The sequence below is a fragment of the Thermosynechococcus sp. TG215 genome, assembly GCF_031583455.1.
Lineage (GTDB): Bacteria > Cyanobacteriota > Cyanobacteriia > Thermosynechococcales > Thermosynechococcaceae > Thermosynechococcus.
Genome location: NZ_CP134178.1, coordinates 2,127,860 through 2,151,951 on the forward strand (window position 1 = coordinate 2,127,860; position 24,092 = coordinate 2,151,951).

26 protein-coding genes and 2 tRNA genes are annotated in these 24,092 nt (G+C 52.4%); 16 read left to right on the forward strand and 12 right to left on the reverse strand.

Annotated elements, in window-relative coordinates; all coding sequences use genetic code 11:
• Positions 1-109: 109 nt before the first annotated feature.
• Genes RHJ02_RS10430 through mutL form a run of 3 tightly spaced genes read left to right on the forward strand, consistent with a single transcriptional unit; the run spans position 110 to position 3,151 of the window.
• Positions 110-325, forward strand: coding sequence for a DUF2555 domain-containing protein (locus RHJ02_RS10430; protein WP_206200107.1), 216 nt, complete (start codon positions 110-112; stop codon positions 323-325).
• The gene (gene coaBC / locus RHJ02_RS10435; protein WP_310744522.1) at positions 312-1,529 is read left to right on the forward strand and encodes a bifunctional phosphopantothenoylcysteine decarboxylase/phosphopantothenate--cysteine ligase CoaBC; all 1,218 of its coding nucleotides are present in this window, start codon (positions 312-314) and stop codon (positions 1,527-1,529) included. The genes RHJ02_RS10430 and coaBC overlap by 14 nt, the downstream gene beginning before the upstream one ends.
• A complete protein-coding gene (gene mutL / locus RHJ02_RS10440) occupies positions 1,526-3,151 on the forward strand; it encodes a DNA mismatch repair endonuclease MutL (protein WP_310743015.1) in 1,626 nt (541 codons plus the stop codon). The genes coaBC and mutL overlap by 4 nt, the downstream gene beginning before the upstream one ends.
• On the opposite strand, the gene RHJ02_RS10445 is transcribed toward mutL, so the two are convergent.
• Entirely contained in the window at positions 3,148-3,639 is a 492-nt protein-coding gene (locus RHJ02_RS10445) for an NADAR family protein (RefSeq protein WP_310453466.1), read from the reverse strand. The two genes, mutL and RHJ02_RS10445, sit on opposite strands and share 4 nt — an antisense overlap.
• Positions 3,640-3,878: 239 nt before the next feature.
• On the opposite strand from RHJ02_RS10445, the gene psb27 reads away from it, so the two are divergent.
• Together psb27 and RHJ02_RS10455 are read left to right on the forward strand one after the other, a co-directional pair.
• The gene (gene psb27 / locus RHJ02_RS10450; protein ID WP_206200110.1) at positions 3,879-4,283 is read left to right on the forward strand and encodes a photosystem II protein Psb27; all 405 of its coding nucleotides are present in this window, start codon (positions 3,879-3,881) and stop codon (positions 4,281-4,283) included.
• Between the two features lie 5 nt (positions 4,284-4,288).
• Entirely contained in the window at positions 4,289-4,999 is a 711-nt protein-coding gene (locus tag RHJ02_RS10455; RefSeq protein WP_206200111.1) for a M15 family metallopeptidase, read from the forward strand.
• Positions 5,000-5,013: 14 nt separating this feature from the next.
• Here the strand turns inward: RHJ02_RS10455 and rpmB are convergent, their stop codons facing one another.
• The 7 genes from rpmB to RHJ02_RS10490 form a co-directional block, all read right to left on the reverse strand.
• On the reverse strand, positions 5,014-5,250 hold the full coding sequence (gene rpmB / locus RHJ02_RS10460; protein WP_149819231.1) for a 50S ribosomal protein L28: 237 nt from the start codon (positions 5,248-5,250) through the stop codon (positions 5,014-5,016).
• Positions 5,251-5,330: 80 nt separating this feature from the next.
• Complete coding sequence (locus RHJ02_RS10465) at positions 5,331-5,969, reverse strand: LON peptidase substrate-binding domain-containing protein (protein ID WP_149819234.1); 639 nt, start codon at positions 5,967-5,969, stop codon at positions 5,331-5,333.
• Positions 5,970-6,028: 59 nt separating this feature from the next.
• A tRNA-Leu gene (locus tag RHJ02_RS10470) sits at positions 6,029-6,112 on the reverse strand.
• A gap of 62 nt (positions 6,113-6,174) precedes the next feature.
• Positions 6,175-6,621 carry a hypothetical protein gene (locus RHJ02_RS10475; RefSeq protein ID WP_206200112.1) on the reverse strand — a complete coding sequence of 149 codons (447 nt, stop codon included), beginning with the start codon at positions 6,619-6,621 and terminating at the stop codon, positions 6,175-6,177.
• A 116-nt stretch (positions 6,622-6,737) separates the two neighbouring features.
• On the reverse strand, positions 6,738-9,059 hold the full coding sequence (pcrA, locus tag RHJ02_RS10480; RefSeq protein ID WP_206200113.1) for a DNA helicase PcrA: 2,322 nt from the start codon (positions 9,057-9,059) through the stop codon (positions 6,738-6,740).
• Between the two features lie 362 nt (positions 9,060-9,421).
• Positions 9,422-10,345, reverse strand: coding sequence for a hypothetical protein (locus RHJ02_RS10485; RefSeq protein WP_206200114.1), 924 nt, complete (start codon positions 10,343-10,345; stop codon positions 9,422-9,424).
• Complete coding sequence (locus tag RHJ02_RS10490) at positions 10,324-10,569, reverse strand: hypothetical protein (RefSeq protein ID WP_206200115.1); 246 nt, start codon at positions 10,567-10,569, stop codon at positions 10,324-10,326. The genes RHJ02_RS10485 and RHJ02_RS10490 overlap by 22 nt, the downstream gene beginning before the upstream one ends.
• 155 nt (positions 10,570-10,724) lie before the next feature.
• Between RHJ02_RS10490 and menB the strand changes: the two genes are divergently transcribed.
• The 8 genes from menB to RHJ02_RS10530 all read left to right on the forward strand — a co-directional run bounded on the left by menB (position 10,725) and on the right by RHJ02_RS10530 (position 19,144).
• Positions 10,725-11,561: a 1,4-dihydroxy-2-naphthoyl-CoA synthase gene (menB, locus tag RHJ02_RS10495; RefSeq protein ID WP_206200116.1), complete on the forward strand. Its 837-nt coding sequence runs from the start codon at positions 10,725-10,727 to the stop codon at positions 11,559-11,561.
• A gap of 42 nt (positions 11,562-11,603) precedes the next feature.
• The gene (locus tag RHJ02_RS10500; protein WP_149819240.1) at positions 11,604-11,852 is read left to right on the forward strand and encodes a Ycf34 family protein; all 249 of its coding nucleotides are present in this window, start codon (positions 11,604-11,606) and stop codon (positions 11,850-11,852) included.
• A 164-nt stretch (positions 11,853-12,016) separates the two neighbouring features.
• Positions 12,017-13,336, forward strand: coding sequence for a TrkA-related ion transporter (locus tag RHJ02_RS10505; RefSeq protein ID WP_255521454.1), 1,320 nt, complete (start codon positions 12,017-12,019; stop codon positions 13,334-13,336).
• Between the two features lie 4 nt (positions 13,337-13,340).
• Positions 13,341-13,865, forward strand: a complete 525-nt coding sequence (locus tag RHJ02_RS10510) for an SRPBCC family protein (protein WP_206200117.1) — start codon at positions 13,341-13,343, stop codon at positions 13,863-13,865.
• A gap of 9 nt (positions 13,866-13,874) precedes the next feature.
• Positions 13,875-14,636: a hypothetical protein gene (locus tag RHJ02_RS10515; RefSeq protein ID WP_206200118.1), complete on the forward strand. Its 762-nt coding sequence runs from the start codon at positions 13,875-13,877 to the stop codon at positions 14,634-14,636.
• A 95-nt stretch (positions 14,637-14,731) separates the two neighbouring features.
• Positions 14,732-17,443, forward strand: a complete 2,712-nt coding sequence (gene clpB, locus RHJ02_RS10520; RefSeq protein WP_302678257.1) for an ATP-dependent chaperone ClpB — start codon at positions 14,732-14,734, stop codon at positions 17,441-17,443.
• The gene (locus RHJ02_RS10525) at positions 17,440-18,312 is read left to right on the forward strand and encodes a ParA family protein (RefSeq protein ID WP_302678258.1); all 873 of its coding nucleotides are present in this window, start codon (positions 17,440-17,442) and stop codon (positions 18,310-18,312) included. Before clpB ends, RHJ02_RS10525 begins: the two co-directional genes overlap by 4 nt.
• Before the next feature lie 40 nt (positions 18,313-18,352).
• Positions 18,353-19,144, forward strand: a complete 792-nt coding sequence (locus tag RHJ02_RS10530; protein WP_310822117.1) for a ParB N-terminal domain-containing protein — start codon at positions 18,353-18,355, stop codon at positions 19,142-19,144.
• Here RHJ02_RS10530 and chrA read toward each other — a convergent pair.
• The 3 genes from chrA to nblR all read right to left on the reverse strand — a co-directional run bounded on the left by chrA (position 19,141) and on the right by nblR (position 21,987).
• Entirely contained in the window at positions 19,141-20,373 is a 1,233-nt protein-coding gene (chrA, locus tag RHJ02_RS10535) for a chromate efflux transporter (RefSeq protein ID WP_310800197.1), read from the reverse strand. The two genes, RHJ02_RS10530 and chrA, sit on opposite strands and share 4 nt — an antisense overlap.
• A 431-nt stretch (positions 20,374-20,804) precedes the next feature.
• Positions 20,805-21,317 (reverse strand): DUF192 domain-containing protein, encoded by a 513-nt coding sequence (locus RHJ02_RS10540; protein WP_310743019.1) that lies wholly within the window; start codon positions 21,315-21,317, stop codon positions 20,805-20,807.
• The gene (gene nblR, locus RHJ02_RS10545; protein ID WP_149819255.1) at positions 21,298-21,987 is read right to left on the reverse strand and encodes a response regulator transcription factor NblR; all 690 of its coding nucleotides are present in this window, start codon (positions 21,985-21,987) and stop codon (positions 21,298-21,300) included. Before nblR ends, RHJ02_RS10540 begins: the two co-directional genes overlap by 20 nt.
• Positions 21,988-22,052: 65 nt before the next feature.
• On the opposite strand from nblR, the gene RHJ02_RS10550 reads away from it, so the two are divergent.
• The 3 genes from RHJ02_RS10550 to frr all read left to right on the forward strand — a co-directional run bounded on the left by RHJ02_RS10550 (position 22,053) and on the right by frr (position 23,442).
• Positions 22,053-22,126 (forward strand) — tRNA-Arg (locus RHJ02_RS10550).
• 52 nt (positions 22,127-22,178) lie between these two features.
• The gene (gene pyrH, locus RHJ02_RS10555) at positions 22,179-22,907 is read left to right on the forward strand and encodes a UMP kinase (protein ID WP_206200124.1); all 729 of its coding nucleotides are present in this window, start codon (positions 22,179-22,181) and stop codon (positions 22,905-22,907) included.
• A complete protein-coding gene (gene frr, locus RHJ02_RS10560; RefSeq protein ID WP_149819259.1) occupies positions 22,894-23,442 on the forward strand; it encodes a ribosome recycling factor in 549 nt (182 codons plus the stop codon). Before pyrH ends, frr begins: the two co-directional genes overlap by 14 nt.
• Position 23,443: 1 nt before the next feature.
• On the opposite strand, the gene RHJ02_RS10565 is transcribed toward frr, so the two are convergent.
• A complete protein-coding gene (locus RHJ02_RS10565; protein WP_206200125.1) occupies positions 23,444-24,082 on the reverse strand; it encodes a histidine phosphatase family protein in 639 nt (212 codons plus the stop codon).
• Between the last annotated feature and the right edge of the window lie 10 nt (positions 24,083-24,092).

The window sequence follows — 24,092 nt, forward strand, 5'->3', positions numbered from 1 at the left end:
CGCAGGGCAGTAGCTTTTTTAGTCTAGCTCCTCAATCTTGGGGTTGAGGCCAAGGGGTATGTAAACTAGTGTTGTAGGACTACTCTTTAGGCGTCCTGCAGGAGGGGGTATGCAAACAACTCACCACTACACTCAGGAGTATATCAATCACCTCACCCCCCAGGAGGTGGCTGCCTTGGCACGACGGCTTGAGGAGGATGATTACGATACACCCTTTGCCGCCCTTGAAGACTGGCATCTGCTGCGCTCCATTGCCTTTCAGCGGCCAGAGCTGGTAGAGCCTTATTTGTATCTTCTGGATTTAGAAGCCTTTGACGAGTCCTAGGGCAGTTCCCCATCTATTAGTGGGGGTGGGGGGTGGCATTGCTGCCTATAAAATCTGTGATGTGATCTCCACGCAAGTAAAGGCGGGGTGGCAAGTGTCTGCCATCCTTTCAGAGACCGCCTCGCAGTTCATTACGCCGTTGACCCTTTCGACCCTGTGCCGGCGATCGGTACTCACAGATGCGGATTTTTGGCATCCCCAAGCGCCGCGACCGCTACACATTGAACTGGCAGAAAAGGCAACGCTGATGTTGGTTGCTCCCCTCACGGCCAATACGTTGGCAAAGCTGGTGCTGGGTTTGGCGGATAACCTACTGACCAGTACGGTGCTGGCCTCCCAAATACCCATCTTGGTGGCACCGGCCATGAACACGACCATGTGGGAGCAACCGACGGTACAGAGCCATTGGCAACAACTGCAACAACAGCCCCGTTATCATTGCTTACCCCCGGCCTATGGCCGCTTGGCCTGTGACAGCGTCGGTGTGGGGCGGATGGCGGAGACGCAGGAAATCATTGCCTATTTGGACTCCTTGGCCTATACCCACGGCAAACGAGACTTGGCGGGGAAACATCTGCTGATTACTGCCGGTGGCACCCGCGAGTATTGGGATACAGTGCGCTTCATTGGTAATCCGGCAACGGGGAAAATGGGGATCGCTCTGGCAAGGGCAGCCCTGCATCGCGGCGCCAAGGTGACTTTGATCTATGGGGCGATCGCCGAGCCGATCCCAGCCCAGGTACGCGCTATTCAAGCAATCAGTAGCGAAGCAATGTGCAAAGCTGTCCTTGAGGTGTGGCCAGAGGCCGATTGGCTGGTGATGGCTGCCGCCGTTGGCGATGTCCGCCCGGCCCAACAGTGGTCGGGAAAGCTCCCGAAATCGGAGTTGCCTACCGCCTTACCCCTGAGTCCGGTGCCCGATATTTTGCAAGCGGTGGCTCAGATGCGCCAACCCCACCAACGTCTGATTGGTTTTGCTGCCCAAACGGGGGATATTGTAACGCCCGCCCGCGAAAAGCTAGAACGCAAGGGCTTGGATTTGATAGTTGCCAATGCGGTGGATCAAGCCGATGGTGGCTTTGGCAGTAGCGAAAACGCAGCGGTGGTTCTGGATCGGCAGGGGCGATCGCGCGATCTTGCCAAGGTACCAAAGTTAATTCTGGCCCACCAAATTTTTGACGTTGCTCAAGAATGGCTGCCATGAGTGATGGCCTCACGGTTGTCCCCTTGCCGCTCCAAATGCAGCGGGCGATCGCTGCCGCTGAAACCCTGGACTCCCTCGCCACAGTGGTACAGGAGCTTGTGGAAAATGCGCTTGATGCCGGGGCGAGTCGCATTCACCTCCACTGGCGCCCTTCAGCATGGCATCTTGAGGTCACAGACAATGGCGAAGGGATTCGCTGGGCAGATCTCACCCAAGTGGCTCTCCCCTACACCAGCAGCAAGTTGCCCCCCAGCGGGGAATTGGCGGACATCACAACCTTGGGATTTCGCGGTCAAGCCCTCCACAGTTTGGCGCAAATGGCACAGTTAACGATTTGCAGTCGCCACCGTGAGGCGGAGACCGGTTGGCAAGTGAGTTATGATGCCCAGGGTCAAGTGCGCAGCCAGCGTCCTCTGGGAATGGCCGTGGGGACTCGCGTGATTGCTGAGCAAATTTTTCAGGACTGGCCGCAACGTCAGCAGGGAGCAAATCCGAAACAGGTACAGCGGCGGCTTCAGGAAATCGCCCTGTGTTTTCCCCAAGTGGCTTGGCATCTCCTTAAGGATAGCAAGCGCTGGCACCACTGGCCGGCAGTGACGTCTTTGGGCGATCGCCTGCTGCAACTCATCCCACAACTCCATCCCCAAGATCTGCGCCAAATGAGCGATGCCCAAATTGAACTGGTCTTGGCGCCGCCGGATCGCCACCATCGTCCCCGCCCTGATGGCTTAGGGGTGGCTGTCAATGGCCGTTGGGTGGAACTGCACAGTGATCCCTCGTGGCAGCAGGTGATTCTTGAGGCCTTTGGTTGCGGCCTACCTCGGCAGCGCTTTCCCCTGTGTATTGCCCATCTCCATTTACCCCCAGCGGCGATTGATTGGTCAGCAGAACCCCAAAAGCGCACGATCTATCTACGGGAACCAGAGCAATGGCAAGCCCTCTTGGTAGAACGCATTGGCCAACTCCTTGCCTGCCCCTCAATCCCCCTGAGTGATGCCAGCAGCTATCAGGTGCTCAAGGCGGCTGAACCACCAAACCGCTATCGGACGCTGTTATCGCCCAATTCAGCTCAAGTTTCCTTGCCAAGCCTGAAAGTGGTTGGCCAATTGCACAACATGTACATTATTGTTGAGCACGCCGAAGGCATCTGGTTGATTGAGCAGCACATTGCCCATGAACGCGTGCTGTACGAGCAAATTGAAACAGATTGGCAGGTGGTGGAGCTAGAGCAGCCGGTGTTGGTGGACTCCCTCACGGAAACGCAAGTGCAACGCCTTCAAGACTGGGGGTTAGCGATCGCCCCCTTTGGGGTACAGGTTTGGGCAGTGCGCCGTGTGCCTGCTCTCTTGCGCGATCGCCCCGATGTAGTAGCTGCCCTGATTGAACTCAGCCAAGTGGCGGATCTGACCGCTGCTAAGGTGGCCGTTGCCTGTCGCAGTGCCATTCGTAACGGCACGCCCCTCACCCTTGCGGAAATGCAAACCCTTGTGGATCAGTGGTACCGCTGCCGTCAACCCCACACCTGCCCCCATGGTCGCCCCATCTGTCTGCAACTGCAAGAATCTAGCCTTGCCCGTTTTTTCCGTCGCCATTGGGTGGTGGGCAAAAGTCATGGCATCTAGCCAAATGAGCAATCCTGCAGAGGAGTGAAGGTGTGAAGATCTGCCCCTTGGCGCAGACACTGCCGCAGGTGCATCAGCAGCCGTCCCAAATAGTTACAGCCTTGGCGATCGCTACCACAGCCCCAATAGCGATCTACGGGGGAATCTTCGACCAATTCTTCATCCCCAGTTGCTAAGAGCAGTTCCTGTAGGTCGGGATGGGTGGTAAATTTGGCAACAAGGGCACGCCACATCACTGCCTGTTTCAGTTGATCCCACTGAGGATGAACGGGGTAACGACCACTGCGACCGAGTTGGGCAGCGGCTTCAGGAGTTGGGGCAGTGCGAATAGTATGACCAAAGGCTTCATGGGCAGTGCCAAAGAATTTATGGGCTTGGTAGTAGTGCTCCGCTGTTGGCCAGTAATAGCCCTCGAGGGTAAACCCGTGGGGAGAGAAATTGGAAAAACTGCCGTAGGCATCCTTGACGCGATAAAAGTAGATGGTCATTGCCAACCGCGTTCCTACACCCCTGTGATCAGCTAGCATTCATCATGGCTGAGATCATCATCCCCCAAATGCAACTCTTTTCACTAGGGATACAACCTGTTCAAAACAGTTCAATCTGAAAGATGACGAACCCCCTATCTTCGAAAAGGGCGATCGCCAAACTTGAGACTCTAGGGGCAGATCCTTGCTAAGATGAGCCTCATGGGTACGTTGAGACCGATTTTGTTTTGGGGTTTGCTATGAAACGTTTTTGGGCGATGGTTTGCGCACTTTTCCTGAGTGTGTCACTGCTCCTGACCAGTTGTGCTAATGTGCCCACGGGGCTAACGGGAAATTTCCGTGAAGATACCCTTGCGCTGATCAGTAGCCTGCGCGAAGCGATCGCCCTACCAGATAATGACCCCAACAAAAAGGCCGCCCAAGCAGAGGCTCGCAAAAAACTCAATGACTTCTTTGCCCTCTATCGTCGCGATGACTCCCTGCGATCGCTCTCTTCCTTTATGACGATGCAAACTGCCCTTAACTCCCTCGCGGGTCACTACAGTTCCTATCCCAATCGTCCCCTCCCGGAGAAGCTGAAAGCCCGCCTCGAACAAGAGTTTAAGCAAGTTGAACTCGCCCTTGATCGCGAAGCCAAGTCCTAGTCCCAATGGGGGATAAGCCCTATACCAAGATTCCTATTGCAGAGTGTGGGGAACCCCTAGCGCCTATTCCACCTACCTTTCTGCGGCTGCAACCCCATCCCTATCAAAGCCGAGGTGCCCCCTATGGCAAAGCCTCTCCCTTTTGGTTGCGGGTGGGGGTCATTGCTGCCCTTGAGCGCGCCCAAGCGTTCCTAGAACCTTACGGCTGGCAACTCGCAATTTTTGATGCCTACCGGCCAATTGCGGTACAGCAGTTCATGGTGGCGCATACCTTCGCTACCCTTTGTCAAGAACGGGGGTATGATGCGCAGCAACTTGAGCCAGCGATCGCCCGCGAGATTTGGCAACAGGTTGATCAATTTTGGGCGGTGCCCAGTTCAGACCCTCAGCAACCACCTCCCCACAGTACCGGTGCTGCTGTTGATCTCACCCTCGCTGACCCCGCAGGCCATCCTTTGGAGATGGGGGGTGTCATTGATGAAGTTTCTGAACGTTCCTTTCCCGATTTTTACGATCGCCATCCTGAGCAGACGAATGCCGCCTGCTTTAGCCAACGCCGCAAAATTCTCTACCAAGCAATGCGCTATGCCGGTTTTCAGCGCCATCCTAACGAGTGGTGGCACTTTTCCCTTGGGGATCAGTTGTGGGCTTGGCAAACGCAGCAACAGACTGGCCAGCGGGACATCCTCGCTCGCTATGGCCGCGTGGATCTTTGAGTCTGGGCAATGCCTTAGAGCTTGTTGAGATTCAACCCCGCTTCTTTGGCAAATGCACTCAGGCCTTTGCGCTCAAGGGTTTTAATGGCTTTGGTAGAGAGGCGCAGCCGCACCCAACGGTTGCCTTCTGGCCACCACACCCGTTTCCATTGCAAATTCACTTCTTGCAGTTTTTTCGTCCGCCGGTGGGAGTGGGAAATGGCATAGGCGTTATTGGCTTTTTTTCCAGTTAGTTGACAAACACGGCTCATTGGTTTTCTCCCCAGCAAGGCAGATGGTGCAAAATCATCAGGATTTCCAGCCTAGCATATTCAATGGTGCAGGGCACTGCCTATTTGAAGGTCTCCTTAAGAACAGTCCGTGCGGCTAAGTGATTGCGGGTGGTGGTTAAAATTTCTGCTTCCCGCAGTAGGCGATCGTAGGTGGATTGTAGCTCTAGAAGACGTTGCTGCTCCTGAGCCACACCGCGAAAATTACTGGCAATCCAATAGGACAATTCAAGGGCAGCCGTGGGCACATCGGGGGGCAGCTCCATGGGTTGTTCCGTCAGTTTTGCTGAGAGGCGCACCACATCCTCAAGAAGTTGCCGCACTTCCTTGGCCAAGGGGCGCAGATCAATGCTGGTGGGTTCATCCTCAATCCACTCCACCAGTCCAACGCGGTAGGGTTTTTCGCGCACGTAGTCCAAGATGCGAAACCGCTGCTGACCCAAGGAATCAATGAGCATGCGGTCATCGGGAAGCCGTTCGTAGCGACGCACTTCCGCACAACAGCCCACCGTGGCTGGCCGTCCCGTTTGTGGATCCCACATCACGATGCCAAAGCGGCGATCGCTCTCAAGAATCGTATTCATCATGATGCGGTAGCGAAATTCAAAAATGTGGAGTGGCAGTGGTCGCCCCGGAAAGAGCACAACATCCGGCAAGGGAAAAATGGGGAGTTCGCGAACGGCAATGGACGAAAAAGCCATAATGACAGCGCACAGAAGCCAATGCTTCTATCGTACCCTACTTTGCAGGCTTCCTAGGATGCGGAACCGGGGACTTGAACCCCGAAGTCCTTGCGGACACTAGAACCTGAATCTAGCGCGTCTACCAATTCCGCCAGTTCCGCTCGTGATAGATTTGGTCAGCGATCTTTTATTATCTTGGGTTTGGTGGAATTCTGTCAACTCATTATTTCATCTTGCCTCGGAAGGTGAGCACAAAGGGCTGACCATCCAATTGACCATTGCCTGCCAAGTTGAGAATGGACTGCTGACCGCCATAACGGAGATTGAGGGTGCCATTGGCATCGGCCATACCAGAACTGGTCAAGCGAATCCGCAGATTGTAGGCATCCTGCTGAATGACGTTGCCAGAAAAGCCAATATAGTTGCCATCCGCCAGTTGCATATTGATATCCGCCACCTTTTGTGGATCAATGGCAATGCTCATAAACGTTACTTTTTGATTCGGGCGACCACTGATGCGAAATAGACCCTCGCCCATATCAGCATAGAAGGTGGTGCCTGCGGGTTGGGCTGGCTGAGCGACCATTGTGGGCATTTGGGGGGCGATCGCGTAGGTGTGCGCCCCAGCGCTGAGGGCAAGCAGCGTTGCTGCAATAATGCTCTTGCTCACGGGAAGTTCCTATAGGTTCATGCTTATCATGACGCTCAAAAAGCGTGAGTGGCACCCAAACAGCCGCATCCTGCAATAAGACTTCATATTGTTCAGCTCGGATCGGTTCGCTCGATTTATAGCCGCTCAAGGGGTGTCAGGCGGGGATCCACCACCTTTTGCCCGCGACGTGGGAAACGAATCGCCAAGGAGAGCTTCGGGCCAGTATCAAAGACATGGGTAATTTCCCCTTCGCCATAGACAGGATGGAGAATGCGATCGCCCACCCGCCAACCAGAGGCAGCAGCCTTGCTCAACCGTGCGGGGGATAGCTTCGTGACAGCAGCCATTTTGGGTCGTCGTTGAACATTCCCTGTCAGCAGTTCTGGGGGTAGCTCTGTCAAAAATTGCGAAGGAATCGTATCTTCACTGCCACCGTAGCGGCGACGGCTTTGGGCAAAGGTGAGAAAGAGTTGTTCTTGGGCACGGGTGATGCCGACATAGCAAAGGCGGCGTTCTTCTTCAAGGGCCATGGGGTCGTTGAGACTGCGGAAGTTGGGAAAGAGTCCCTGCTCCATGCCCACCAAAAAGACAACGGGAAATTCTAGCCCCTTAGCGGCATGCAAGGTCATCAGGGAAACGCCGCCCTCTCCCTCCTGCAAGGTATCCAAATCCGAGGCAAGGGCAGAACTGTTGAGAAAATCGCTGAGGCTTGCCCCCTCGTTTTCTTCGCTAAATTGCTGGGCAGCGTTAACCAATTCCATTAGGTTTTGCAGTCGCTCTAGGCTTTCCTTAGTGTCTTCGTTTTCGAGTTCGCGGCGGTAGCCTGTCTCTTCAATCACGGTTTTCACCAGTTCAGGCAATTCAATGTCGTCCACTAGCGATCGCAGGCGGGTCATGAGGGTCACAAACTGCTGCACGGCACGACTGGCTCGCCCGGCCAAGGGCGTCATGGATTCGGTATCGGCAATTAAATCCCATAGGGAAATGCCAAGGGTTTGCGCGGCGTCACTGAGGCGATCCAAACTGGTTTTGCCAATGCCGCGTCGTGGCACGTTAATAATTCGCCGCAGACTCACGGTGTCTTGGGGGTTTTGCAGCAGCCGCAAATAAGCGAGAACATCCTTGACTTCCTTGCGCTCATAGAATTTGAGACCACCAACCACGGTGTAGGGAATGTTGGCGCGAACTAAGGCCTCCTCAAAGGGGCGCGATTGGGCGTTGGTGCGGTAGAGAATGGCAAACCGTCCCCATTGGGGTTCGAGGGATTGACTGCCCAAGGCTTTGATGGTTTGGACAACAAAAGAGGCTTCATCGGTTTCAGTGTGGCAACACTCGCAGTAAATGGGAGCGCCTTCTCCTTTGGTGGGACGCAGCACTTTAGCAATGCGTTCGTTGTTGTGCTCAATGAGATGATTGGCGGCCTGCAAAATGTTGGCAACAGAGCGATAGTTTTCCTCTAGCTTGATCATTGTGCGGCTATCGTCATCGGGCAGGCGATCGCCAAAATCCTGCTGGAAATTCATCAGGATAGTGAAATCAGCGCAGCGAAAGGAATAAATGGACTGATCGACATCGCCGACGACAAAAATCGAGCGATCGCCCCAATTCTGAAACTGTTGCGGTGGCGTACCATTGGTGGCCAATAGCCGAATGAGATCGTATTGGGTGCGGTTGGTGTCTTGGTACTCATCCACCAGAATATGTTGGAATTGCTGATGCCAATACTCAAGGCGCTCGGGGTGCTGTTGTAGCAGCTGCACCGTTCGCAAAATCAAATCATCAAAGTCAAGGGCGTTATTCTGGGCAAGGGTTGCCTCATAGCGACGATAAACCTCGGCGGCCACCCGGCCAGCGGGCGATCGCTGTTCCTGCTCCAATTGATCGGGGCTTAGCCCTCGGTTTTTGGCATGGCTAATTTTGTAGCGGATACCGCGCGGATCATGCTGGCGCTCATCGAGATTGAGTTCCGCAGTGGCAATTTCCTTAATCAAACTTTGCACATCTGACTCATCAAAAATGGTGAAATGCCGCGTCCAGCGATACCCTTGGGGATGTTGATAGGCCTCTATTTCCAAGCGCAGGAGTCGGGCACACAGGCTGTGGAACGTGCCAATCCAAAGGGGCTTCGTGTACGTTTGATAGACTCGCGATCGCACCCGCTGTTGTTCGAGAGGAGAGAGATCCAGCCAGTCCCGCCCGTAGAGTTGCTGAGCCACCTCTTGACCAAAGAGAGCTTCAATCCGCTCCTTCATTTCGCGGGCGGCCTTATTTGTAAACGTCACCGCCAAGATATTTTCTGGTGCCACCTGATGCTGGCGAATCAAATGGGCAATGCGATAGGTGAGCGTGCGAGTTTTCCCGGAACCGGCGCCTGCCACCACCAACATCGGGCCACAATAGTGCTCCACCGCCTGCCGTTGTGATGGATTCAGTCCTGCGAGAAAATCCCTACTCATTTGCTGCTACGCCCATTCGCCTAAAGTTTTATGATACCTGCTATGACCAGCCAACGGGTTGGCACCCCCATCCGCCAGTACTGCGGGCATCACGGCATCAGACGGCGATGGGTTGACACAAATTGATATTAAAATTGATATTAAAGGGAATTTTGGATTATGAGTTGAGTAATTCCCGATGAGTTTTTACAAACAGCGCACATCACTGAAGCTGATCTCAAACTCGAAATTGCCATTCTACTATTCCAGTAGGGAAAAATTACTCTGGGCACGGCCCGCCAGCTCTTCTTCTTGATGAGTCAAGATAACACAATCACTGCGGGGGTAGGCAACGCAGGTTAAGACGAATCCTGCATCAATACTCAAAGAATCAGGGGAAGTTTCTGGCGATCGCGCCCCTGTTGTTCGAGGCAGCGGTTAATGCCTGTCACCGCCTCGTTGTACATGGCAATCTTGGCCTCTAGTTCCTTCAGTTTGGCGGCATTGTGCTCAATGCTTTCAGCCGCTTCTTTTTCTAGGGTTTTGCCGAGATGCTCCCGTGCCTGTTGCTGTTGCTGGAGAATCTCTTGGCTATGTTGCTTGGCGGCAGTGAGGAGAGGCTCTGTAATCGCGGTGGCGATCGCGGCTCGATAGGTCACTTCAATGGTTTTCTTGATCTTGTGAACAAAGTCCATTTTCAGGAGTTCCCGCAGTTCGGTTTCCGCCTCAAACATACTCGAAGCATCAAAGGTATTGCAGGCTTTGCGCAGCACCTCCCGCAGTTTCATCACCCCTTGGGTATCATGATAGAAATCCTCGCGCTCCCGCACATAGCGATCGCACTCAATGCGTGCCACCGTCGTAATACTAGTCAGTACCTCCTCCTCCAGCTTGGCCAACATTTGATCAATGCCGCTGTCATTCCCCAGTAGGCGAAAGAGTTCGCGATAGTAGGGCTGCTGGTAAATCTCCCGCCTCAACTGCTTAAAGAGATTTTTGATCACCTCTTGGGAAGACTCGACGAGGGTTTTCTTGAGACCATTGGCCAAGTAATAGAAGGCCTCCGCCAAAATCCCCATAACGGGAACAACGGAGTTGGTGGGATGACTATCAAGGGCCTGTTGATAAATAGTAGCCACGGAGAACTGGCGCAGGAGTTGCTCGAGGGAAGTGACAAGGTTGTTTTTCAGCCGTTTATAGTCCTGCTCTGCCTCTGGAGACTGGCCGCCCTTGATACGATTGAGAAACTGATCAATATGCCGATAAAACTCATCCCCGGCGATTTTCAGTTCTTGGCTAAGATCCAACTGTAGAGGAGTTCGCGCTCCAATAGTGCATTGATCAGCATTGATTTGCCAGCACTAAAAGGCCCTGCAAAAACAATCTCAAATGTCGGCGAAACCGCCTTGCGCAGGGAAGTTTGAACTGGCGTAATATCAAAGGAGCGCAGCTTGGGTTCCGCATTCAATAGGTCAAGGAGGCGATCACAATCCGCTTGCAAATTGGGGCAGGTGTTGAGGAGGTCGCTCATAGCAAAGAAGCACAAACTATTGTCAGCAACAGCCTAACATAGCTCTCCTAGCCTCCCCTAGGTGGTGGATGTTAATTTTTTTTGCGATTTTGCTCCCCTCTAAACCCGAGAACCCCTCAGGTTACAATGAGAATCCATCTTACCCATCACACTCTATGGACAGCGTCCACTGGCAGCAGGTTCACCACTACACTGACATCCTCTACCACAAAACGACGGGCATTGCCAAAATTACGATTAACCGTCCCCACAAGCGCAATGCCTTTCGTCCCCAAACTATTGTGGAAATGAGTCAGGCCTTTGAGGATGCCCGCAACGATCCCACGATTGGCGTTGTCTTGCTCACCGGGGCAGGCCCCCACACCGATGGTAAGTATGCCTTTTGTGCGGGTGGTGACCAACGTATTCGGGGTGAGGCAGGCTATCTGGATGATCAGGGGGTAGCACGGCTGAATGTGCTGGATCTGCAACGGCAAATTCGCTCCCTGCCAAAGGTGGTGATTGCCCTTGTGGCCGGCTATGCCATTGGCGGTGGCCATGTGCTGCACTTGGTCTGTGACCTCACCATTGCTGCTGAGAATGCCATTTTTGGTCAAACGGGGCCACGGGTGGGTAGTTTTGATGCGGGGTTTGGTGCGAGTTATCTTGCCCGCATTGTCGGCCAGAAAAAAGCCCGTGAAATTTGGTTTCTCTGTCGACAATATACAGCTCAGGAAGCCTTAGCGATGGGTCTAGTCAATGCTGTTGTCCCCGTTGAGGAACTGGAGGCTGAGGGGATCCGCTGGGCGCAAGAGATTCTCACCAAAAGTCCCTTGGCCATTCGCTGCTTGAAGGCGGCCTTTAATGCCGATTGTGATGGTCAAGCCGGCCTACAGGAATTAGCCGGCAATGCAACCTTGCTGTACTACCTCACTGAAGAGAGTGCCGAGGGCAAAAACGCCTTTTTGGAAAAACGTCCCCCCAACTTTCAGCAGTTCCCTTGGCGCCCCTAAGGGATGCGCTAGAGTAGGAGCATGTGGCATTGGGAGAGTTCCATGTGTATCTGTGTTAACTGCGCCCTTGTGGATCGCTGTACCACATACTATGCCGTTGAGGAGCAGCACCAACAGCCCCATCTGACCCTCACGCCAGACTTTGACCCAATTGAGCCGACGATCAATATCAACATCCGTACCCAAGGGGAAGAGATTCTATTGGAGTGGGATGTGGTTGGTTGTGCCAGTTTCGTCGAAGAACAGGGACGGTGGGCAAAACTGCGTCCGGGAGAATTGATTCCCACCTAAATCTGATGGTTAGCCGGCGATCGCGGCAAATTGCGGCAATTTGATGTTCTCTTCTAGCGGCACTCATGGGACAAAGCCGGCTAAGACAACAGCTTGATCTATTTCTGCACGCACCACAGGTAGAAATCAGCCTGTTGGTTTTGATCCTCATATGGGTACTTTTAGTGGTGGTCGATCTTTTCTGGGTACAGCCCGGCCACCCTAATTTTTTTCTGATGCTGGCGGATTTGCCCCTACGGCTGTGCTTTGTTGTTGAGTTATTCCTACGCTTTGCGATCGCCCGCAAAAAGCAACGATTTTTCCGCCACTACTGGCTTGATCTAGTCGCAATTTTACCGATGCCGCCCCAGTGGCCCCTGTTTCGTCTGCTGCCCCTTTTGCGCCTACCCCGTGCCTCGATTCTGATAAACCGCAACCTACACTACATTTCTCCCCAGATTTCTGGTCTCTACGGTGCCCAAATTTCAGCACTGTTAATCATTGTGTTGATCATGCTCTTTGGGGGACTGGCTTTTTATATTATCGAAGGAACCTCAAACCCAGACATCGAGACCCTTGGGGATGCCCTGTGGTACAGCTTCTTTTCCTTAGTGTCCGCCGAACCCATTGGTGCCTATCCCAAAACCCATGCCGGGCGGATCATTACCCTAGTGGTGGTTTTGTCGGGGCTGACCTTGTTTGCAGTGTTTACAGGGGTGGTGTCTGCCTTTATGGTGCAGCGGTTGCAATCAGTCATGAGCATTAAGAACTTTGACTTGGATGAGTTGCGCAACCACATTATTCTCTGTGGCTGGAATCGCAGTGCCCCCCTAGTGTTGCAGGAGTTGCAAACCGATCCCCAAACCCGCCATGCACCGATTGTCATTGTTGCTGAACTGGAACAGTTGCCCTTGAGTGAGTTGCGGAGAGTAGATCAAAATCGCCTCTACTTTTATTCGGGAGACTATACCCGCATTGACGTTTTAGAGAAGGTGCAGATTTACCACGCCTCCCGTGCCATTCTCTTGGCGGATACCAGCCAGCCCCGCAGTGATCAAGACCGCGATGCCCGAACGGTTCTCGCTGCACTGACCATGGAAAAACTCAATCCAACGATTTACACCTGTGCCCAGCTTTTGGATCGCAATAATAATGTGCAACTTCAGGCGGCAGGGGTGGAAGATGTGGTGGTGGCTGATGAAATGGCGGGTCATCTCATTGGCAATGCGGTGCGCAATCAAGGGGCGATGGATGTCTTTGCCGAACTCCTAACGGTACAGGTGGGCAATCAATTTTATCGGCTGCCTTTGCCGTCAACGCTGGCAGGCAAAACCTTTTGGTATGCGCAACGACACCTCAAGGAGCAGTACGATGCCCTCTTAGTCGCTGTGGAACGTCGCATTGAGGGGCGTCGCCAGACGGAGGTTAACCCACCAATGGACTATGAGCTGCAAGGGGGGGACTATGTGGTTGTGATTGCGCGGCAGTATCCACAGTGGGGATAGGGTGATGGAAATTGCCTCCCAAGTAGAGCTGCCCTTTCCCCGCGAGCACGTCTATCGTACCTATCGCGATCGCCTGCCTGAGTTAGTCAACTGGATGCCCAATGTGCGTAAAATTGAGGTGCAAGAGCGCAGGGAACAGCCTGAGATCTTAGAGATGGTTCTGGTCTGGCATGGGGGTGGCGAAATTCCGGCAGCGGCTCGGGCACTGCTGAGTGAGGCAATGCTCTCGTGGACGGACTACACCCATTGGGACGATCGCCACTATCTCACCCGCTGGCGCATTGCACCCCATGCCTTTACCGAGGCCATTGACTGCCAAGGGGAAAATCAATTCATTGCTGTGGGTGACTCAACAATTATCACTAGCCGAGGTCATCTACGCATTGATCCAAAACGCATTCCGGGGGTACCCTCCTTCCTAGCTGGCATGATTGCTCGCGCTGTGGAGGAGTATCTCGGCCAACGCATCGAACCCAATTTTCAGCAGTTGGCAGCCAGTGTCGCAGCATTTTTGCGTGCTCAAGGATAACGATCAGCGATGAAAATCTTGGAGCAAACGGACTATCGCTTGCGCTTGCGGGAGCGCCCTTTGCTGAGTTGGTTTATGGGTGGGGTGTTTGCTCTTGTACCTACGTTGATGCTCAGCTTCTTTCCTGTTACAGAAATTCACTGCCAACGCCAAACCCTACCCTATGAATGTATTGCCACCACAACCTCCTTCGTGAGCCAAGAGCGGGTGAAAATTCCGCTTCCTCTACTGCGACAGGCAAAGTTGGAGGACTACATTGACAGCGAAGGCGATCGCATGTACCGCGTTGTTCTTGAAATAGCGGGCAACTCAACCATATTAGGCGTTGCCTCCTCGGAGCCGGGCGATCGCGCCGCCATGGTGCAGCAAATTAATCAGTTCTTAGCCAATCCCAATCAAACCGAACTTTCAGCGCGTGTGGACGATCGCTGGCTCATTGGGATCATTGCGGGGGTGTTCTTTCTGGTAGGGATGAGTTTCATTTCTTTCGCATCCGTCTTAACACTGGATTTGGATCGGGGCAGTGGCACCTTGACGATTCTCCATGCAAATTTTTTCCGCCGCACTCAGAAGGAATTGCACTTGCGCGCGATCAGGGACATTGCGATTGAAAGCTCCGTGGATTCTGATGGCGATCGCTTCTATCGCGTCGTGGTGCACCTCACTTCTGGCGAGACAGTTCCCCTGCGGCAGTACTACAGTAGCGGCTATGACAGCAAGAAAAAACTCGCTAATCTCCTGCGGCGGTTTCTCTATCTGCCACCTCTATAAATCGTCCTGCGGGTGTGGCGCTGGCCTGTTGATTACACTGAAGATGATGGCATAATGCATTCACGGTCGGTGGGGTTTTGCCCTCAATTATCACTATGCAACCAACGGATCCAACAAAGTTTACTGATAAAGCATGGGAAGCCATTGTTAAGTCCCAAGATGTGGCACGGGAATATCGCAGCCAATATCTGGAAACAGAGCACTTGATGATTGCCCTCCTGCGCGAAGAAGGACTGGGGCAACTGATCTTTGAACGGGCTGATATTGACACTGAATGGGTTCTCAAGCGGCTGATGGACTTTGCCAAACAGCAACCCCGCGTGCCAACGGGAAGCGAACTCTACTGTGGCCGCAGCTTGGATGCTCTCCTTGATGAAGCCAATCGTCTGCGCCAAGAGCAAGAGGATCAGTTTATTTCGATTGAGCATCTTGTCCTCGCATTTGTGGGCGATCGCCGTATTGGTCAACGTCTGTTCCGCGCTTTGAATTGCGATCGCGAGCAGTTGGCGGCCACCGTCAAAGCCATTCGCGGCGCCCAAAAAGTCTTAGACCAAAACCCCGAAAATAAATACGCTGCCCTTGAAAAGTACGGTCGCGATCTCACCGAAGCAGCCCGCCAAGGTAAACTAGATCCGGTCATTGGCCGCGATGAGGAAATCCGCCGCGTCATTCAAGTGCTCTCGCGCCGCACTAAGAATAATCCCGTGCTCATCGGCGAACCTGGAGTTGGGAAAACGGCGATTGCCGAAGGTCTTGCCCAGCGGATTATCAATGGCGATGTACCCGAATCCCTGAAAAATCGGCGGTTGATTTCCCTTGATCTGGGGAGTCTGGTGGCGGGTGCCAAGTTTCGCGGTGACTTTGAAGATCGCCTCAAGGCGGTTCTCCACGAAGTGACCCATTCCGACGGTCAAATTGTTCTCTTTATTGATGAATTGCACACCGTGGTTGGTGCCGGTGCCAATCAAAACGCCTCGATGGATGCCAGCAACCTCCTGAAGCCGATGTTGGCGCGGGGCGAACTGCGCTGTATTGGTGCCACCACCCTAGACGAGTACCGCAAGCATATTGAGAAGGATGCTGCCCTCGAGCGTCGCTTCCAGCAGGTGTATATTGGCCAACCCAGCGTTGAGGATACAATCTCAATTTTGCGGGGTCTCAAGGATCGCTACGAAATTCACCACAACGTCAAAATTACTGACTCGGCATTGGTGGCAGCGGCGATGCTTTCGGATCGGTATATTAGCGATCGCTTTTTGCCCGACAAGGCCATTGATCTCGTGGATGAAGCGGCGGCCAAACTGAAAATGGAAATCACCACCAAGCCCGCTGAACTGGAAGCCCTTGAGCGACGCCTGCGGCAACTGGAGATGGAAAAACTCTCCCTCAAGCAGGAAGAAAGTCTGCCCCTGAGCCAAGTGCCACTGCAAGCCACCCGCGATCGCCTGCAGCGCATTGAAGAGGAAATTGCCCAACTGCAACCGCGACAACAGGCCATGCAAGCCCGCTGGCAAGCCGAAAAAGACCTCCTAGAGCGCATCAACAGCCTCAAAGAAGAGGAAGATCAGGTAAAGCTGCAAATCGAGCAAGCGGAGCGGGACTACAACCTCAACAAAGCTGCTCAACTTAAATATGGTCGCCTCGAGACGCTGCAACGGGAATTGGAAAGCACCGAAGCACAACTTTTGGAACTTCAGGCCGAAGGTGGCACCTTTTTGCGCGATCAAGTCACCGAAGCCGACATTGCTGAAATTGTTGCCAAGTGGACGGGAATTCCGCTGCAAAAATTAATGGCCTCAGAACGGCAAAAACTCCTGCAACTGGAACAAGTCCTCCATCAGCGGGTGATTGGTCAAACCGATGCCGTGGCCGCCGTGGCCGCAGCGATTCGCCGAGCGCGAGCCGGCATGAAAGACCCTGCCCGTCCCATTGGTTCCTTTCTCTTTATGGGTCCCACGGGGGTGGGCAAAACAGAACTGGCCCGTGCTCTTGCCGAAGCCCTCTTTGATGATGAAAATGCCCTTGTGCGCATTGATATGTCGGAGTACATGGAAAAACACGCTGTCTCCCGCATGATTGGCGCACCACCGGGGTATGTCGGCTTTGACAGTGGCGGTCAACTGACGGAAGCGATTCGCCGTCGTCCCTATGCCGTGGTTCTGTTTGACGAGGTGGAAAAAGCCCATCCGGAAGTGTTCAACGTGCTCTTGCAGGTGCTCGATGATGGCCGCGTCACTGATTCCCAGGGGCGAACGGTGGACTTCCGCAATACCGTGATCATTATGACCAGCAACTTGGGCAGCGAGCATATTTTAGATTTGGCCGGGGATGACAGTCGCTATGAGGAAATGCGCCAACGGGTACTCCAAAGTGCGCAAAAGTATTTTCGCCCCGAATTTCTCAACCGCATTGATGACTTGATCCTCTTCCATGGCCTAGGGCGGGCTGAACTGGCACAGATTGCTCAAATTCAACTGCGACGGGTGGAGAAACTCCTTGCGGATCAAAAAATTCGCCTGCGCCTCACCCCGGCAGCGCTAGATCATTTGGTGGCGGTGGGCTTTGATCCAGTCTATGGGGCACGTCCTCTGAAACGCGCCATTCAACGGGAATTGGAGAACCCCCTCGCCGTGAAGATCCTTGAAGAGGTCTTTGCACCCGGCGATACGATTTTGGTAGATTTGGTCAATGGTGAGTTGACCTTTAGCCCTGCCAACCTCGCAGGTGCAGGCGATCGCGACACCGTCACCGCCTCCTCAGCCTTCAGTAACCGACTCGACAACCGACTCGACAGGAAAGAAGCGTGAAAGTTATTACCATTTATCACAACAAGGGTGGTGTAGGGAAAACTACTGTTGCTGTCAACTTAGCAGCTGCCTTTCGTTGTCGGGAAAAGCGGGTTTTGGTTATTGACATGGACTCTCAAGCCAATACGACCTTTGCCACTGGCTTAATGAGTTTTCTGTTTGAAGAGGAGGATACACTGCGGGATGCTCATATCTTCCATGTGCTCAGATATGCCGATGAGTATCCCATTGAAAAAGTGGTTAGGAAATCCCAGTCTTTTAATCACCCAGAGATTGATGTTGTCCCTGCCCATATTGATTTAGTGAGCATTGAAACCCGTGATCTCCTGAAGGAGATTGATGCCATTCATCTACAACTGCTTATGAAGTTAGAAGCACTCAAGGATGCCTACGATATTGTCATCATAGATGCACCGCCAGCTTGGGATCTCTACGCCGAAATTGCCCTGATTGCCTCAGATTATCTCATTATTCCCTCAGATTTTAAGCCCTTTGCCAATCAAGGCCTAAAGTACGTCATGTCGTTTGTGAAAGATATTAATCGACGATTTGCAGACTTGCGGGTCAAGTTGGGTAAAAAACCCTTAGATATTGTGGGAATTTTGCCCTCAAAAATTCATGGCCGAACTAAGAATTCAAGTAAGTTTATTGCTGTTCAAAAAGCAATTACGAATAAGTATCCTCTGAAAATTCTAGAGACAATTATCACCGAATCTGTTGACTTATCCAATAGCCTCAATCGCGTGACTGCCAGTGGCGATAGTGAAATACCAGCCCCCCAATCTATTTTTCGCTTTAAGCCCAATTCAAATTCTGCCCGTGAATTCAATGATTTGGTAGATGAACTCAATTGGATCACTCAGTCCTAGTCAACCCTAAAATGCAATGGTCAATAGCAAACGTATTCAATTGACAGCGATTGAACTGAGCCCTGACCTTGTGCCCGCAGATCAGGGAAGGATAGAGGAACTGGCTAGTTCAATTCTCAAAGCAGGTATCTGTTTTCCACCGCTAGTGGTGCGGCGTTTGGGCGATCGCTTAGCCTGTCATCGCTTCAAACTCTTGTCAGGTCATCAGCAGTATTATGCTGCCCAAAAAGCCAATCTTAAAGAAATCAATGCCCTGATTATTGAAGAAAATGATACGCCAGAAATAGAAACTGCAATTCTCAGTCAAATTCAGTCTAACTCCACAATTTCTGAAGTAACAGAAGCACAAAACCAAGAACAAACTACAGAGCCTTTAGCTTTTGACTCACCAGCGAGCAACTCCAACGGAAATCTTACCAAGACACTCCTTCAGCAGCTTCTAGAGCAAAATCAAGCTATTTTTCAGTCCCTAAAAGAAATGGAGGCAGCCCTAGTAAACATCAATGCCAAACTAGATAACTTACCACTGCCACAGGTGTCACCCCCCACACCAACAACAACACTATCAGGCTCCTCGGTAGATCGCAACCAACCTCAGTTAAAAATACGCTTGCTTAATCAAGGCTCCAAAGCCGAAATCCAACAGTGGCTTATAAATGCAGGAGTAGGTGAAACAAGCCGTCGAAAATATATCAAAGAGATTATTGAGTTTCGTACTCAATCTCCCTTTCAGTCTCTCATTCACCTTAAAGAAATTTTGAACCTGAGACCCCAGACCCTTACAAAACTCGAAAAGTGCCCCGTACCAGCAAGTTTGAGTTTTCTTCACTAGGCCGTGCCAGTTAACCATTGGCCACCGCATAATCCAACTGTTGCTCCCACAGCAAGGGCGATCGCTGGGTGCCATTTGAGGCGCGTAATCGCCACAAGGGAAAAGACCAAGAGCACGCTATTGAGAATGAGACTGACGGGCTGATTGAGGTGGACAATGGCAGGCGCAAGGTTAATGGCTGCTGACAACACCATACCCACCACCGCAGGATTGACCCCTGCCAAAAATTGCTTCACCCGTTGGAGATGCTTCACCACTTGATAGTAGTGGGCAAGAGCAAACATCAATAATAGGGATGGCAAAAATAAGGCCACGGTTGCCAAAAAGGCACCACCAATACCAGCAACACGGAATCCCGCAAAAGTGGCAATGACAGCGATCGGCCCTAGGGTCAATTGACTAATAGCCACACCATCAATAAATTCCTGCTGCGTCAGCCAATGCAACTGATCGATCAACAGTTGTTTCAACACGGGGATCAGGACAAAGCCACCACCAAAGAAAACAATGCCCACTTTGAGGAAGGTAAGCACTAGGGTCAGCCACTGAACGGGTTGAAAAGAGGCAGTGGCCATTTGGGCAGCTTGGTGGGGTAGGGTCTGGATCGCTAGGGGTAAGCCAACGAGGGCGGATTTTTGGGAAGTTTGGAGTTTTGTGGTTTTTGTCGGTGGGCTGAGTTGGAGAATGAGACCAATAATGCCACCACTGCCAAGGATGAGCAAGGGATTAATGTGGGTCAAACTGCCGAGACAGGCCGCAATGGCGATCGCGATCGTGACCGTCGAGCGCACAGACTTTTGCCCCATTGACCAGACTGCTGCCAAGATGATGCCAATGACCACTGGCGTTAGCCCCGCTAGGGCACCTTGCAATGAGGGAATCGTATGAAACCCAAAATAGAGCCAAGATAGTAAAATCACCGCCACAACGGACGGCAGCAGAAAGGTCAGACTACCCAACAGACCGCCCCAAAAGCCATGGAGGCGATAACCAATAAAGAGCGCCGTATTGACTGGGAACGATCCTAGGATTTGGCTGAGGGCAACCCCATGCAGAAATTCATCAATGGCCAAGAGCCGCCGTCGCTTGACAAACTCATTTTCCATGAGGGCGATCATGGCAATTCCACCGCCAAAGCCAATACTGCCCAGTTTCAGAAATACAGCGGTCATTTCCCAGAGATTCAGAGGCAGGGGGGACGATGACTCTTCGATCTCGGACTCTAGCATGGGTTCCTCGCAATGGCTGTAGCTAATTATGTTTTCTTATATTGCCATATAGTTAAATAATAAACAAGAGGGAATGAGGTCAATTGTAGATAAAGTAAAAAAATGTGAAACAAACCTTGACAGAGTCTTAGTACTTAACTTAGGATTTTGGCTAAATTATATTAGTCATAAAACTTCTTGCAAAAATTTAGACTATGCTCGACAAGCTCTCTAAATCACCAACCTACCTAAAAACCATGACCGCTATTGGCATCGTGGGTCTAATTGTTACTCTAATTGAAGAAAAAAGCAGTGAAAGTAAAGGAGATACAACGGCTGTAGACGAGGCTAGGAAACGAAGAGAGTTTATTACCAAAGCTACAGCACGGAGTTTAATCAAATTGCTTTGGAATAACAACAATCTTTAAGAGTTAAGGAACCCTGTCCATCAGTCAAGGCGCCAAGTACTGTATCTTTACAGAATCATTGACCTTAAGTCCCAATTCAGCGGCGCGGCCACCTGCCAGTTCTAAAACGGCATCGACTGGAACCCCAGATTCGTAGGTGGGGCAGGGCAGGGTTTCGCAGGGGGGCGCTGCGGGGGCGATCGCTACCACTTTACCGTCCCTAAGAAAAATCAAGTCCAAGGAAATGAGACAGTTTTTCATCCAGAAGCTAGCCACTTGAGGCGGAGAGATGGGAAACAGCATCCCGCGATCGGGGGGTAACTCCGAACGAAACATCAAGCCCAACTGCTGCTGTGCCGGCGTGCGTGCCACTTCCAACTGAATCCATGTATCGTGAATGCGCGCCTTGGCCGTAATGGGTAGATATTGCGGAATGCCGCGAACCACTTGCGGGGGTGCGGCCGGATCCCCTTGGCTCAGACTTTGACAGCCCAGCAGTAACCCCAACGTGACCAATCCCAGAACCAGCCAGCGTAACTTAGGCTTCACGGAGAACATAGCCCACTCCTCGCACTGTGTGAATCAATCGTTTTTCGCCATCGGGTTCAATCTTCAACCGCAGATAGCGAATATACACTTCAATGACGTTGGATTCTCCCAAAAAGTCATAGCCCCAGACATTTTCTAAAATTTGCTCACGGGTAAGGACTTCGCGGGGATGCTCCATGAGAAACTTCAGTAGTTCATACTCCTTCATCGTTAGATCGATCGTGCGTCCATTGCGCTCCGCCCGCCGCGTCAAGAGATCAAGAGTCAAATTATCAAATCGCAACACCTCACTTTGGGTGACTGGCGGCTTCAGATAAAGCTGAATCATTTGCAAAAAGGGCTTGGGACTATAGGGCAGCAGTAGGTAATCATCGGCACCCGACTCCAGCACCGCCACCCGATCCTCTAGGCGATCGCTCTCCAGCATCAGTAGAATTGGCAAACTAATCCCCTGCTGGCGCAACCGCTGGCACAACTCCATACTGTTGAGCCGCCCCAAATAGCGATCCATGATGATCAGGGCAGGCTGCCATTCTGCGCAGGCCAAGTGACATTCCTTTTCCGTTGTTGCAATCACGGGGTCATAACCTGCGGCTTGGAGGTCTTGCCCCATGCGCTGTGACAAGGGGTTGTCAGCGCAGACCAAAAGTAAACGTGAAGGGGGAGAATTTAGCTCCATCTCAATCATCCCTACTATGAAGATCTTACTTTCAGCTTATGCCTTGTGGGAAAATGTTCAAAAATGCGCCCGTAGCTCAGCGGAATAGAGCACTCGCCTTCTAAGCGATTGGTCGTTGGTTCGAGTCCAACCGGGCGCGTCTAACCTGCTATCGTTGATGGGGAGCGTATTGGAGTGCAAGAATCCTCGCAATGAGTCCTAAATATCGCCGCGTATTGCTCAAATTGAGCGGTGAAGCCCTCATGGGCAACCTGAACTACGGCATCGATCCAAAAGTGGTGCAGGCATTTGCCAGCGAAATTGCTCAGGTGGTGCAAGCGGGAGTTCAAACCGCCATTGTGGTGGGGGGTGGCAATATCTTTCGTGGTATGAAAGGGGCAGCGGCTGGCATGGATCGGGCGACCGCAGACTACATTGGTATGATTGCCACTGTCATGAATGCCCTGACCCTGCAGGATGCCCTCGAACAGATGAATGTCCCTACGCGGGTACAAACTGCCATTGCTATGCAGGAGGTGGCTGAACCCTACATTCGCCGCCGCGCCATTCGCCATCTGGAAAAGGGCCGGGTGGTCATCTTTGGAGCCGGGTCAGGAAATCCCTTTTTTACCACTGACACAACAGCCGCCCTGCGAGCTGCCGAAATTGATGCCGAAGTGATCTTCAAAGCCACTAAAGTCGATGGCGTCTATGATGCCGATCCCCACAAAAATCCGAATGCGCGTCGCTACCGCAGTCTCACCTACACCCATGCCCTCACCCATAACTTGGCGGTGATGGACAGTACAGCGATCGCCCTGTGTAAAGATAATGATATCCCCATTATTGTGTTTAGTTTAGAAACGGCCGGTAATATCTACCGTGCCTTGACTGGGGAACCCATTGGTACGATGGTTGGAGGCTCCTGTGAAATTAGCTGATGTCGAAGAGCGGATGCAAAAATCGGTTGAAGCAACCCAGCATGACTTTAATAGTATCCGCACGGGTCGCGCCAACGCGGCGTTATTAGACCGGGTGATGGTGGATTACTACGGCACGGAAACCCCCTTGCGCTCCTTGGCCAACATCTCTACCCCCGATGCAACCACGATTTTGATTCAGCCCTACGATCGCTCCACATTGGCCAGCATTGAAAAAGCCATTCAACTCTCTGACTTAGGATTGACGCCCAACAACGATGGCTCCAGCGTCCGCCTCAATATTCCGCCCTTGACCACAGAGCGACGCAAAGAACTGGTGAAAACTGCCGCCAAAATTGCCGAAGGGGGCAAAGTTGCCATTCGCAACATCCGTCGTGATGCCATTGATCACATCAAAAAAGAGGGCAAAGCCGGCGAACTCACTGAAGATGAAGTGAAAGACTTGCAAGAGAAAGTGCAAAAGCTCACCGATAAATACATCGGTAAAATTGATGCCCTGCTCGCCGAGAAAGAAAAGGACATTATGACCGTATAGGCTAGGTGCCCGGCAAGTGCCGCAGTTCGGGACTCAGGTGCGATCGCTCCGCAAGGGCAAGGAGCAATGGCCCACGGGAGGTATATTCGACAATACTGACACTGGCTACTGGGGCAGCAATGCGATCGCGAAATCGTCCCACATCAATACCCAGAAGACCACAGAGCATAATCCGAATGGTGGCCTTGTGGGAAACCAGCAGAACATTGCCGTCGGGATACTCCCGCTCAATTTCTAAGAGAACGGCATTACTGCGGTAGTAGATGTCAATCCCCCGCTCACCCCCTGTGGGCGCATTCCAGCCCGGATCCGCCAGCCAGCGCACATAATCATCGTGGAACTTGGCATTCACCTCTTCCGGGGAGAGGCCTTCCCACTGACCATAGTAAATTTCCCGCAGACCATCGCGAACCTGCATTTGAAGACCCACGCGATCGCACAAAAACTGTGCCGTGGTTCGAGTGCGCAACGTTGGACTGACAAAGACGGCTTGCCAAGGCAACTGAGCATAGTGTTCGGCAAAGGCCTCAGCCATCGCTAGACCGGCATCCGTTAAGGGTGGATCCAGTTCTCCACAGTAGGCATTGGCGCGACTAAAGCTAGTTTGCCCGTGGCGCAAGAAATAGAGTGTTAAGACCACAACCTTCACC

Coding starts and splice junctions, on each gene's coding strand:
- clpB (WP_302678257.1), top strand. CDS start 14,732: ATGCAACCAACGGATCCAACAAAGTTTACTGATAAAGCATGGGAAGCC.
- RHJ02_RS10465 (WP_149819234.1), bottom strand. CDS start 5,969: ATGGCTTTTTCGTCCATTGCCGTTCGCGAACTCCCCATTTTTCCCTTG.
- psb27 (WP_206200110.1), top strand. CDS start 3,879: ATGAAACGTTTTTGGGCGATGGTTTGCGCACTTTTCCTGAGTGTGTCA.
- nblR (WP_149819255.1), bottom strand. CDS start 21,987: ATGGAGCTAAATTCTCCCCCTTCACGTTTACTTTTGGTCTGCGCTGAC.
- menB (WP_206200116.1), top strand. CDS start 10,725: ATGGACAGCGTCCACTGGCAGCAGGTTCACCACTACACTGACATCCTC.
- RHJ02_RS10500 (WP_149819240.1), top strand. CDS start 11,604: ATGTGTATCTGTGTTAACTGCGCCCTTGTGGATCGCTGTACCACATAC.
- RHJ02_RS10445 (WP_310453466.1), bottom strand. CDS start 3,639: ATGACCATCTACTTTTATCGCGTCAAGGATGCCTACGGCAGTTTTTCC.
- RHJ02_RS10455 (WP_206200111.1), top strand. CDS start 4,289: ATGGGGGATAAGCCCTATACCAAGATTCCTATTGCAGAGTGTGGGGAA.
- pyrH (WP_206200124.1), top strand. CDS start 22,179: ATGAGTCCTAAATATCGCCGCGTATTGCTCAAATTGAGCGGTGAAGCC.
- rpmB (WP_149819231.1), bottom strand. CDS start 5,250: ATGAGCCGTGTTTGTCAACTAACTGGAAAAAAAGCCAATAACGCCTAT.
- chrA (WP_310800197.1), bottom strand. CDS start 20,373: ATGCTAGAGTCCGAGATCGAAGAGTCATCGTCCCCCCTGCCTCTGAAT.
- RHJ02_RS10490 (WP_206200115.1), bottom strand. CDS start 10,569: ATGAGCGACCTCCTCAACACCTGCCCCAATTTGCAAGCGGATTGTGAT.
- RHJ02_RS10540 (WP_310743019.1), bottom strand. CDS start 21,317: ATGTTCTCCGTGAAGCCTAAGTTACGCTGGCTGGTTCTGGGATTGGTC.
- RHJ02_RS10430 (WP_206200107.1), top strand. CDS start 110: ATGCAAACAACTCACCACTACACTCAGGAGTATATCAATCACCTCACC.
- pcrA (WP_206200113.1), bottom strand. CDS start 9,059: ATGAGTAGGGATTTTCTCGCAGGACTGAATCCATCACAACGGCAGGCG.
- RHJ02_RS10515 (WP_206200118.1), top strand. CDS start 13,875: ATGAAAATCTTGGAGCAAACGGACTATCGCTTGCGCTTGCGGGAGCGC.
- mutL (WP_310743015.1), top strand. CDS start 1,526: ATGAGTGATGGCCTCACGGTTGTCCCCTTGCCGCTCCAAATGCAGCGG.
- RHJ02_RS10510 (WP_206200117.1), top strand. CDS start 13,341: ATGGAAATTGCCTCCCAAGTAGAGCTGCCCTTTCCCCGCGAGCACGTC.